The organism is Phormidesmis sp. 146-33, assembly GCF_052939515.1.
The window spans coordinates 1-10777 of record NZ_JBJPHU010000171.1; the positions used below are offsets into that span (position 1 = coordinate 1).

Annotated in this window: 8 protein-coding genes; 3 read left to right on the forward strand and 5 right to left on the reverse strand. The window is 48.6% G+C overall.

Features of this window, described 5'->3' with window-relative positions; translation table 11 throughout:
- Positions 1-175 precede the first annotated feature (175 nt).
- Together ACJ2PR_RS33305 and hpf are read right to left on the reverse strand one after the other, a co-directional pair.
- A complete protein-coding gene (locus tag ACJ2PR_RS33305; RefSeq protein ID WP_446880258.1) occupies positions 176-2257 on the reverse strand; it encodes an elongation factor G in 2082 nt (693 codons plus the stop codon).
- 414 nt (positions 2258-2671) lie between these two features.
- On the reverse strand, positions 2672-3322 hold the full coding sequence (gene hpf, locus ACJ2PR_RS33310) for a ribosome hibernation-promoting factor, HPF/YfiA family (RefSeq protein ID WP_446857266.1): 651 nt from the start codon (positions 3320-3322) through the stop codon (positions 2672-2674).
- A gap of 261 nt (positions 3323-3583) precedes the next feature.
- Between hpf and lipB the strand changes: the two genes are divergently transcribed.
- The 3 genes from lipB (at position 3584) to ACJ2PR_RS33325 (ending at position 7597) form a co-directional block, all read left to right on the forward strand.
- Positions 3584-4255: a lipoyl(octanoyl) transferase LipB gene (lipB, locus tag ACJ2PR_RS33315; RefSeq protein WP_446880259.1), complete on the forward strand. Its 672-nt coding sequence runs from the start codon at positions 3584-3586 to the stop codon at positions 4253-4255.
- An 803-nt stretch (positions 4256-5058) separates the two neighbouring features.
- Positions 5059-6132 (forward strand): glycosyltransferase family 4 protein, encoded by a 1074-nt coding sequence (locus ACJ2PR_RS33320; RefSeq protein WP_446880260.1) that lies wholly within the window; start codon positions 5059-5061, stop codon positions 6130-6132.
- A 94-nt stretch (positions 6133-6226) separates the two neighbouring features.
- On the forward strand, positions 6227-7597 hold the full coding sequence (locus ACJ2PR_RS33325; protein WP_446880261.1) for a glycosyltransferase family 4 protein: 1371 nt from the start codon (positions 6227-6229) through the stop codon (positions 7595-7597).
- Positions 7598-7816: 219 nt separating this feature from the next.
- Here the strand turns inward: ACJ2PR_RS33325 and ACJ2PR_RS33330 are convergent, their stop codons facing one another.
- The 3 genes from ACJ2PR_RS33330 to ACJ2PR_RS33340 all read right to left on the reverse strand — a co-directional run bounded on the left by ACJ2PR_RS33330 (position 7817) and on the right by ACJ2PR_RS33340 (position 10577).
- Positions 7817-8425, reverse strand: a complete 609-nt coding sequence (locus tag ACJ2PR_RS33330; RefSeq protein WP_446880262.1) for an exonuclease domain-containing protein — start codon at positions 8423-8425, stop codon at positions 7817-7819.
- A 492-nt stretch (positions 8426-8917) separates the two neighbouring features.
- On the reverse strand, positions 8918-10210 hold the full coding sequence (gene eno / locus ACJ2PR_RS33335) for a phosphopyruvate hydratase (protein WP_446857272.1): 1293 nt from the start codon (positions 10208-10210) through the stop codon (positions 8918-8920).
- A gap of 208 nt (positions 10211-10418) precedes the next feature.
- Positions 10419-10577: a hypothetical protein gene (locus ACJ2PR_RS33340; RefSeq protein ID WP_446880263.1), complete on the reverse strand. Its 159-nt coding sequence runs from the start codon at positions 10575-10577 to the stop codon at positions 10419-10421.
- Positions 10578-10777 lie beyond the last annotated feature (200 nt).

The following is a 10777-nucleotide window of genomic DNA, read 5'->3' on the forward strand; positions in this document are numbered from 1 at the left end:
GGGGTTGGGGGGCAGAAGCCGTGAACAACGAAGCGAAAAAACTCTCATCGAATTGACATTAACGTGAATTCGATAAAATCTTTCGCTGCGGTTGTTAATCTAGCAGCCTCCTAAATCCCCCACGAGTAGAGAACTTTGCGAAAAAACTTCATCGAATCCAGATTAAAATCCAGGTTTAATGGCTGTGCGATCGACCGTTCTCGTTCCCATTTCCCATTGTTGAGAGAACTCGTTCCGCCAGTTTGTCAGGGACTTCTTGTAGGTGGTCGGGTTGCCAGTGAAAAGAACCCACGCCCATTGTGAGCGATCGTAGTTCCACAATCAGATCGTGCATTTCCGCCTGGGGTAACAGACAGGTCACTTCGTCCCAACCTTGCCAATCGGCTTTTGCGTCGTAACCCAACACCTGACCGCGCCGACCACTCACCAGCCGCAGCACTTTGGAGGTGAAATCTGTCGGAATTGAGAGAATCACCCGCACGATCGGTTCGAGTAAAACAGGCTCACACTTGATCAATCCTTCTTGCATCGCCAATCGGGCCGCTTGCTTAAAGGCTTGCTCTGAGCTATCGACGCTGTGATAAGACCCATTTGTTAAGGTGACTGCCACATCGACGACGGGAAAGCCCAACGCCCCGCGAATTAGATATTCTCGTACCCCCGTTTCCACGCCTGGAATGTACTGTTTGGGCACGACTCCCCCGACGATCGTTTCGGCAAACTGAAAGCCTTGACCGCGTGACATGGGTTTGATATCCAAATACACGTCGCCAAACTGGCCGTGTCCACCTGTCTGATGTTTGTAGCGTCCGTGAGAGGTGGCGGATTTACGAATCGTTTCTTTGTAGGCGACCTGCGGCAAATGGGTACACATGGGCAGATTGTATTTGCGACGAAGGCGATCGAGCGCTACTTGCAAATGGATTTCGCCCTGACCCCAGAGAATAATTTCGTGAGTGTCGCCGTGTTGATACCAGTGTAGTGAAGGGTCTTCTTCTAACAGTTTGGTCAATGCTCCGGTGAGTTTGACTTCATCGTTGCGTTTTTCGGTATTGATCGCGAGGGCGTAGACGGGTTCAATTTTCTCGGCTTTGGGCAACTCTGTCGCATTTTGGGCCTCGGCACAGGTGAGCGTATCGCCCGTTTTGATGCCGTCCATCCGTCCCAGGGCGACGATTTCACCTGCCTGAGCGGACTGTAACCCCTGCTGATGTTGCCCCGTTAGACGATAAATGCCGCCGACTCGCACCCCGTTTAGCACGGTGCCATCTTGAATCGTGCCTTGCCAAACCCGCACCAGCGAGAGTTTTCCCCCTTGAGGCGTGAAGTAGGTTTTGAGAACCTGAGCCAACGGCGTACTAGCGCTGAGAATAATGCCGCGTCGTTCTGCGGTCGTTTCGGAGTCGGGCGCTTCGCGTACTAGAGCATCCAATAAAGGACGAACGCCAAAATCACGATCGACAACCCCCACAAACACAGGCACAATCAAATCTGCGCCCAATTCCAGCTTGAGATCTTGAACGATTTCTGCTTCGGGTGGCTCAATGTCTTCGAGCAGTTCTTCTAACAAATGGTCGTCAAAATTGGATAGCGTTTCTAACATTTCAGTCCGAGCGATCGTTTCTTGTTCCTTTAATTCTTTGGGAAACGGCACGCGGTCAGCAGGGGCACCGGGATGATAGTGATAGGCTTGCTCGGTGACTAAATCGATAAAGCCTGTGAGCGTTTCGCCCCGCCCAATGGGATATTGATGAGGCACCAAAGGCCGGCTAGAAATCGATTTGAGTGCGTGCAAAACCTCCATAAAATCGACATCAGCCCGATCCATTTTGTTGAAGAAAACTAGATGCGGAATCTCCCAATCGTCGAGAAATTTGAATAAGGGCGCAAGGCTAAGAACGCGACCCCTTGCGGGTAACTCGAAGAGATCGCTCACCGCTTCACACACAACGACAACGGCATCCACGCCAATCAGCACATTGTAGGTTTCTTGAGAAAATTCGACCGACCCCGGACAATCGAGAAAATTAAAAGAAACGCCGCCGTATTGGGTGCTGGCAGCGTTGACTTCGACACTCATTTGACGATCGCGGGCCTCTGGGGCACTGTCTCCGACCGTATTTTTATCTTGCACATTGCCTTTGCGAGTCGTTGCGCCTGTCACCCACAAAAGGCTTTCGAGAAGGGTTGTTTTTCCACTTAAATAGGGCCCCACGATCGCAACGCTTCGGGAACCCGATGATAGTCTATCGCTCATACATTCCTCCCTGAAAAAAAGAAAAGTAAGTCATCTCAACTGCCTCAAAAATTAAGCAGTCTGCGATCGATTGGCGAATTTTTCTTAAAGGTTGTCCAAGCTGGATCAAGAATTTGGGCAAAGCTGGAAAGTGACGACATCCTTCATCCACGGATTAGTCGATCAGAAATTTTCGCAAAACCTTTGATCAGGTAAACAGATCAGGTCAATCAATGCTTTGATCTCGATGAAAATTTGGTATGCCTGAATTATGGAGTAGCGCGATCGCTTTGTGATCAAATTAACCGTTTATCTTAATAAAGTTGTTTTTGAAGTGATGACAACTGAGTTCAATAAAACAGCTTATCAAACACAAGATCCCCAACCTCTTTAAGAAGTCAGGGATCTAACGTTAGAAATTTGGAATCCTCGGCGCTAACTTACAGTGTGTCCTTCGCGATCGACGGCTGAATGACCGTTTGTGTGGGCTTTTCCATTTTTACTAGAGTGAGTGTGTCCGTTGTTTTTGCGGGGTTGAATCACGCCATGTCCGCCATGATTTCGCTCATAAACGACATTAATTTCGCCTGTTTCTGAGTTGCAGAACATATAGAAGTCGTGTCCAACTAGTTCCAATTGTTCTAGCGCTTCTGCGATCGTCATTGGTGGCATCGCAAAATACTTGGTTCGTAAAACAGTGGCGGGAAGTTCGGGGGTGCGATCAAGGGACAATTCAGTAACAGGTTGATCGGTTAGAACTTCTGATGTTTTGGCTTCGTGTCGCTTATCGTAGCGTTTCTCTTTGTATTTGCGAAGCTGTCGAGAAATCTTGTCGGCAACCATATCAATGCTGGCGTAAAGACTTTCGCTCCCTTCTTCGGCGCGCACAACGGCACCATTGGCATAGATTGTCACCTCAGCGATTTGACTGGGCGTGATCCGGGGGTTTCGAGCAACAGATAGATGTACATCAACTTCGGTGGTCAGGTTTTGAAAGTGGCTGACAGCCTTCTCAATCTTCTGGTTGACATACTCACGAATCGGTTCAGTGATCTCGATATTTTTGCCCTGGATAACAAGCTTCATAGAGGCTCTCCCCTTAAAGATTTGGGTGTTACTGTTACCCTAACACTTTGTATTCTGGCAGACAGTCCTCTTTAGAATGTGTTGCATCCTGTGATAATTCTTGATGATTTCTGTTGTGATCTAAGGGCAATTTAGGAGTAACTCCCCTTGATTTCTCAGCGGTTCTAAGACATTGTAATAAGACATTGTAAATAGTATTTACGTTGGGATACGTCAGCCGTTTAGAATTCGTTTATATTAAAGGTAAGATTGCGATCGCTTGTGAGTTTTTCACCTTTAGAAAATCTGTCTTTGACGCGCTGTTGTGTGCTGTACGATCGCGGTCTCATTCCTTACTCAAAAGCCTGGGACTGGCAGCAAAAGCTAGTCGCAGAACGTAAAGAAAGTCTTAAATTAAACGATGTTTTGATTTTGTTAGAACATCCTCCCGTTTACACCCTGGGTCACGGCGCAACACTCGACTTTTTGAAGTTTGATCCCACCCAAACAGCGTATGAATTACACCGGGTTGAGCGAGGAGGCGAGGTAACTTATCACTGTCCGGGTCAATTGGTGGGCTACCCGATTTTGAACTTGCAGTTTTACCAAAAAGATTTGCATTGGTATTTGCGCCAGTTAGAAGAAGTGATTATTCAAGTTTTGGCGAATTATGGCTTGAGCGGAACGCGAATTGCTGGCTTAACCGGAGTCTGGGTCGAAGGGCGAAAAGTAGCAGCGATCGGCATCAAAGTCAGCCGTTGGATTACGATGCACGGATTTGCGTTGAATGTTTGCCCTGATTTACGGGGGTTTGATCAAATTGTCCCCTGTGGCATTCCTGACCGGCCTGTGGGTAGTTTAGAACAGTTCATTCCAGGCATCACGGTTCAACAAATTAAGCCCGATGTGGTGAAGGCTTTTGCTGAGGTTTTTAAGGTGGAATGGGCTGAGTAAAGGTTACGGGTCGGTGCTAGTTAACTGACAAAACTTTTTGCCTGGCGGTTCAAACCGCAGCTACGAGAACACAATCCGCCTTCTCGGATTAACAAAGCCTGAATCGGCCTAGTCTGCGAAGGCAAACTTTGTTCTTTTAGGCGCGTTGCTGAAGGCACTTGCGAAGCTAACGGCATTCGACAGCCTTGACGGGTGGGGAATTTTGGGTTGCCCAAATGGTTATGGAACCCAGGCAGTGAGCGGCGAAGGAAAGTAATACAAAATTTGCGATCGTGCTCGGAAACTTTCCGGTTCAGGGTTCGTCAGGCTCGAAATAGGTTCTCTGCGCTCCTAAACGTGCAGTTGGATCTAGAGGACGAGATTTTGAGTTAACAATGATTTTTTGTGTATCGAAGAAATAAGCTTTGTCAGCGATCGTGACCAATTTTAGAAGTCGATCGCAACCTATGCATGGCGTAATACCCTCACCTTCGCTCAGTTAGTCTAATTTGTAGCGGATTAAACTTTGAGAGAGCTAAATAAACCCGCCGCCTTCTTAGCGGATATCTCTAGGCAGTGAGCGGGCTTCGACGCTTCTAAACAAGGTCTCTCAAATAAGTGTTTCTTCTTACGACAACTTGTAGCATTGGTGTACCACGCTTGTAGCAAAAGTGGAACTTCTCAAATTGTCAAGGTGAAATCTCCGACTTGGCAGAAATTTGAATTTCAATTAAATCTGACATATCTCTCAAGCGAAATTAGCTTGGAAGGACTCTGTAGCTAGAACGAGACTTCTAAACAGTTTGACTTTGTAGGAGGTTTGTATGCGGATTGCTCAGGTTGCCCCTTTGTGGGAGCGCGTCCCCCCCCCAGCTTATGGCGGGATTGAGTTAGTAGTAAGCTTGCTCACCGATGAATTGGTGCGTCGTGGCCATGAAGTGACGCTATTTGCATCTGGCGACTCGATCAGTTTGGCAAAGCTAGAATCGGTTCACGCACGAGCGTTGCGGCTTGATCCAACGGTGAAAGAACACCAGATCTATGAAATGCTGCAACTCAGTCAGGTCTATCAAAAAGCCCAGGATTTTGACATCATACACTCTCATATGGGCTGCCCCGCGTTGCCCTACGCACATTTCTCCAAAACGCCCACAGTCCATACGCTACATGGCGTATTTACTCCTGACAACGAGAAGATGTATAGCCACGCCAGCCGTCAGCCCTATGTGAGCATTTCGGATGCCCAACGTGAGCCAAGACTGGAGCTAAACTGCGCTGCAACGGTCTACAACGGCATCGATGTCGATAGCTATAAGTTTTATGCTCAACCGAGTGAGCCGCCCTATCTAGCCTTTCTCGGACGGCTGTCTCCTGAAAAAGGGCCCCATGTGGCGATCGAGATTGCCAAACGCACAGGCTGGAAGCTGAAGATGGCGGGCAAAATTGATGTGGTCGATCGAGACTTCTACGAAGCCGAACTCAAACCCCACATTGACGGCACTCAGATTGAATATCTGGGCGAAGCGAATCACGTTCAAAAAAATACGCTGATGGGCAATGCGGTGGCGACGTTGTTTCCGATTACCTGGCGTGAGCCATTTGGCTTAGTCATGGTCGAGTCGATGGCTTCGGGGACTCCGGTCATTGGTATGAGGTTAGGATCTGCGCCCGAAGTCATTGATCACGGTAAAACGGGCTTTTTGTGTGACACCGTAGACGACTGCATCGCAGCGTTGAATCAAATTGAAACGATCGAGCGCGCCGATTGTCGTCAGCATGTTGTTGATAAGTTTAGCGTTCAGAAAATGACCGATGGCTATGAAGCCGTCTATCGACAAATTTTAGGCAAGCGGCTGACTGTGATCGAGCGACTGTCCAATCTGTTAGCGATGAGCTAAGACACGGTTCGAGACACATCCCCGGCCAGTAGCTTTTAGCAGTCTTCAGGTGCAGATCGATTGCTAAATGCTACCCAACTAATGAGGTAAAAGAATGGTACTTCTCAAAGAAGATAAGGCATCTAACCCAACATCCCACGGTTTGATACGATCGGCGTTGCCCAACCGACAGGCGATCGCACTTATTTCGGAGCATGGCGACCCAGCAGCCGATATCGGTAAAGAAGAAGCAGGCGGGCAAAATGTCTATGTGCGGCAGGTCGGAGAAGCGCTGGCAAAATTGGGCTGGCAGGTCGATATGTTTACCCGCAAAACGCGAGAAGACGATGAAACGATCGTGCAACATTCTCCCCATTGCCGAACCATTCGCTTGGTCGCTGGGCCGCAGGAATTTGTACCTCGCGATCGTTTGTTTGAGTTCATGCCAGCATTCGTCGAAGCGTTTCAAACTTATCAAGCCAAGTATCACTATCCTTTGATCCACACCAATTATTGGATGTCTGCCTGGGTGGGTTTAGAAGTGAAGAAAACCCATAACGTGCAGCTAATTCACACGTATCATTCACTGGGTGCCATTAAGTATCAGGCGGTGCAGAATCAACCTGCGATCGCGCCCATTCGTCTAGCGGTTGAACAACAAATTTTAGAACAATCAGATTGCATCGTCGCCACCAGTCCCCAAGAGCAGGAAGCCTTACGCACGCTAGTTTCTCAACTGGGGCACATCGAAGTCATTCCCTGTGGAACCGACATCGAAAACTTTCAGGCGATCCCCAGATCAGAGGCACGATCGCAGCTTGGCTTTAAGCCTGACCAGCAGATCGCCCTCTATGTCGGCAGATTTGATCCCCGCAAAGGGATCGAAACGCTGGTTCGCGCCTGTGCTCAACTGCAAGAAAATCCTAATCTCCATCTGGTCATTGTCGGCGGGAGTGACCCAACTCAATCAGATGGACAAGAACGCCGGAGAATTGAAACGATCGTCGAAGGTCTGGGACTCTCAGAACAAACCACGTTTGTCGGACGAGTGGGCCACGATCGCTTGCCGCTCTATTACACGGCTGCCGATGTGTGTGTGATTCCCAGTCACTATGAGCCATTTGGATTGGTGGCGATCGAGGCGATGGCCTGTGGCACTCCTGTCGTTGCTTCTGCGGTGGGCGGTTTGAAGTTTTCGATCGTCCCCGAAGAAACTGGATTGCTCGTGCCTGCTCAAAATGTAGAAGCCTTTGCCGACGCGATCAGGCGCATTCACTCCGACGAACTCTGGGCCAAAAAGCTGAGAAAACAAGCGTCAGAGCGAGTTCAACGAAACTTTAGCTGGTCAGGCGTTGCAGCCCAATTGAGTGATCTGTATCGAAGAGTGTTGGCTCAGTCAATCACGCATGAAAAGTTGGTAGGCGGACGATCGGCTTACTCGGCTCCCAAAGCGTTGCCAACCAAAACCTTGAGCAAAGTTTCTTAGAAACTAGTTTGGTTAGATCACGCAGCGAGTAACTTTAGATTCACCTTGTCGATGAAATCTCTCGCTGCGGTTGTCAATTCGAGCAGCCCCTAAATCCTCCACAAGTGACAGACTTTGCACCGCAAATCTAGTCTGAAAGTCCTTCAAACTTGGAGGGTCAGGGGCAGATATGCCAAACAGCGAAGCGAAAAAACTTGATCAAACTGACGTAGCGCCACGTTAAATAGAAGCTTCTGTACGATCGTTCGCTGGTTCGATCGCCTTCACTCCCAGCGCGTAGGGCAACAGTTTGACAAGATTTCGAGCGTCATCAATGCCGCGATGCAACGTTCCTTCTAAAGGACTCTGAATCAGGTCTAGCGCTTGCAGCATGGGGACTCGATCCTTTAGACGCTGACTGCGAGCAAATCGAGTCTTGAGATTAAAATGTTTGCGACCGAGGGGATATGGAATCTCATGGAGACGACAATCTTTTTTGATCTGAAGTTGGTCAAACTTACCCCACGAGCAAAACAAGTAGTTTGGATAATTGGCTAACCACTGCTCAAAGGTTTCCATCGCTTCCTCAAACTTTGGGGCACTGTCTACATCTGCTTGAGTAATTGAGGTTAGCTGCGTACAAAACTCCGTCAGCCCAGGGTGAGTGACCGGACGAATGAACGTTTGAAATTCTGCGACCCCCTGCGGGTAACTTGATGAGATCGCTTCCAATGTCTTGCGCTCTACCATCACCGCCCCAATCTCGATCGTCTCCATCTGCTCTCTGGGAATAGATTCACGATCGCAACAGGTGGCTTCTAAATCCAGCACTAAATAAAAGTCAGGCAATCTTCAGCACTCCATCCTGATCACGTTAACAAGACATCAATTCGATGCAGTCTTTTTGCTGCGTTGTTCAGCGCTTCTGCCCCCCACCCCCCAACTTTGCTACGGTGTATACACAAGTCTATACTCACTTCGTTCTAGTCGGCTTCAGCCCCCTAAATCCCCCATTCTGGGGGACTTTAAGCAAAAAAGACTTCCAGAATTTAGAACCCTGATCAGCGTTCAAAGTCCCCCAAATTTGGGGGATTTAGGGGGCGAAGGATTATGGCAAGTACAGATCAATCGACTTATGTATACACGGTAGCCCCACCAACTTTGGGGACTTTTAGATCAGATTTCTGGTTCAAAGTCCCCCAGTATTGAGGGATTTAAGGGGCTGCCCAGATTAATCACCGTAGCGAAAGATTTCATCGAATCCACATTAACAAGAATTAGACAACAGATGAAACAGATCAACTTTCTCATGCCTCATCTGCTCTCTAATCAACGGTTTGGTTACGATTTTGGCCCCATGCCAACTTTGCCTGCGTAGATCGCTCGATCGCCCAATTCGTCTTCGATTCGTAAGAGACGATTGTATTTGGCGACCCGTTCACTACGACAAAGCGATCCGGTTTTGATTTGTCCCGCACGAGTGGCCACGGCTAGATCTGCGATCGTCGTATCTTCCGTTTCTCCAGAGCGGTGACTGATGATCGATCGGAAACTATTTCGTGTGGCCAAGTCGATCGCTTGTAGCGTTTCTGTTAGTGATCCAATTTGATTCAGTTTGATCAAAATAGAATTCGCTGCTTTTTGTTCAATCCCTTTTTGCAACCGAGTGATGTTGGTGACAAACAAATCATCGCCCACTAGCTGACAGCGATCGCCAATTTTCTCGGTCATCAGTTGCCAGTGTTGCCAGTCGTCTTCATGCAAACCATCTTCAATAGAAACGATCGGATACTGATCGACCAGACTCGCCAAATAATCGATAAACACAGGCGCATCGTGAGCCGTGCCATCGTAGGTGTACTTGCCGTCTTTGTAAAATTCACTCGCGGCTACGTCTAACGCCAAAGCAACTTCGGTGCCCGGTTTGTAGCCTGACTTTTCGATCGCGATCATCAACAAATCCAGTGCCGCCTGATTTGATTCTAGATTAGGAGCAAAGCCGCCTTCGTCACCCACGCCCGTCAGCAAGCCTTTGTCATGCAACACTTTACTCAACGAAGCAAACACTTCTGCCCCACAGCGCAGCGCTTCTTTAAAGGAGGAGGCTCCGATCGGCACAATCATGAATTCTTGAAAATCCACATTGTTGTCGGCATGGGCACCGCCATTGATCACATTCATTAAGGGAACGGGCAACAGATTGGCCAGCGGCCCGCCCAGATAGCGATAGAGCGGCAAGCCTACCGATTCGGCTCCGGCTTTTGCAGTGGCTAGAGACACCGCCAAAATCGCATTGGCTCCCAAGTTTGACTTGTTAGGCGACCCATCCAGCGCAATCATGGCGCGATCGACTAATTCTTGATCGACCGCATCCAGCCCGATTAGCTCTGGCGCGATCGTCTCTTCCACATTTTGTACCGCCTTGAGAACGCCTTTGCCCCCATAGCGACTTTTGTCATCATCGCGCAGTTCGTGAGCTTCAAAACTTCCGGTTGACGCTCCACTCGGAACCTGGGCAAGCCCAAACGCACCATTGAGAAGCGTGACTTCGGCTTCGATCGTCGGTCGCCCTCGTGAGTCAAGAATTTCACGGGCATGAATCGAATCGATCGCAGTTTCGGACATGTCAATCATGTAGACCTCTCTAAAGGGATGAAGGACAGGCGACGAGGAATATGCAACTTCTGAGCACCCCTCTTTTTAAGCTTGTCATTACCAACATCTTCTACGATAAAGGTGGCCTCAAGTCATGAACCTGGAAAACCCAACGGGGCATGATGCTTGGGCAACGGATCTAGAAAAAGATATTGGACTTTAGACGTTGGACTTTAGACGTTGGACTTTAAACACAGAGTCTTCGATCGCCGATCCAATGTCCTTGCCGTTTTTGTCGCATTCGTTTGGAAAATGGATACAAGCTCTCTGGCGATCGTGACATGGCGATGACCACAACAGTGTATTTGGCACGACGAATACAAGAAAAACTTGCGGGTAGTGACAAACTTCCAAAAGAGATTTGGGGATCACAGATTGATTGACCTTGAGATTTCTAACCCTGCTTGGGATCGTAAATTAAATAAACTCGGCAAATTAATTAGCGCCTATAGGAACAAAACCTGCCCAGGTTAAAACACTTTTCTATCTGCGGCGTTGCTGAATCAGGGGATGAATTGCCCCAAAGCGGCGGGAACCCCAAGGTTC

Coding starts and splice junctions, on each gene's coding strand:
- ACJ2PR_RS33305 (WP_446880258.1), bottom strand. CDS start 2,257: ATGAGCGATAGACTATCATCGGGTTCCCGAAGCGTTGCGATCGTGGGG.
- hpf (WP_446857266.1), bottom strand. CDS start 3,322: ATGAAGCTTGTTATCCAGGGCAAAAATATCGAGATCACTGAACCGATT.
- ACJ2PR_RS33320 (WP_446880260.1), top strand. CDS start 5,059: ATGCGGATTGCTCAGGTTGCCCCTTTGTGGGAGCGCGTCCCCCCCCCA.
- ACJ2PR_RS33325 (WP_446880261.1), top strand. CDS start 6,227: ATGGTACTTCTCAAAGAAGATAAGGCATCTAACCCAACATCCCACGGT.
- eno (WP_446857272.1), bottom strand. CDS start 10,210: ATGATTGACATGTCCGAAACTGCGATCGATTCGATTCATGCCCGTGAA.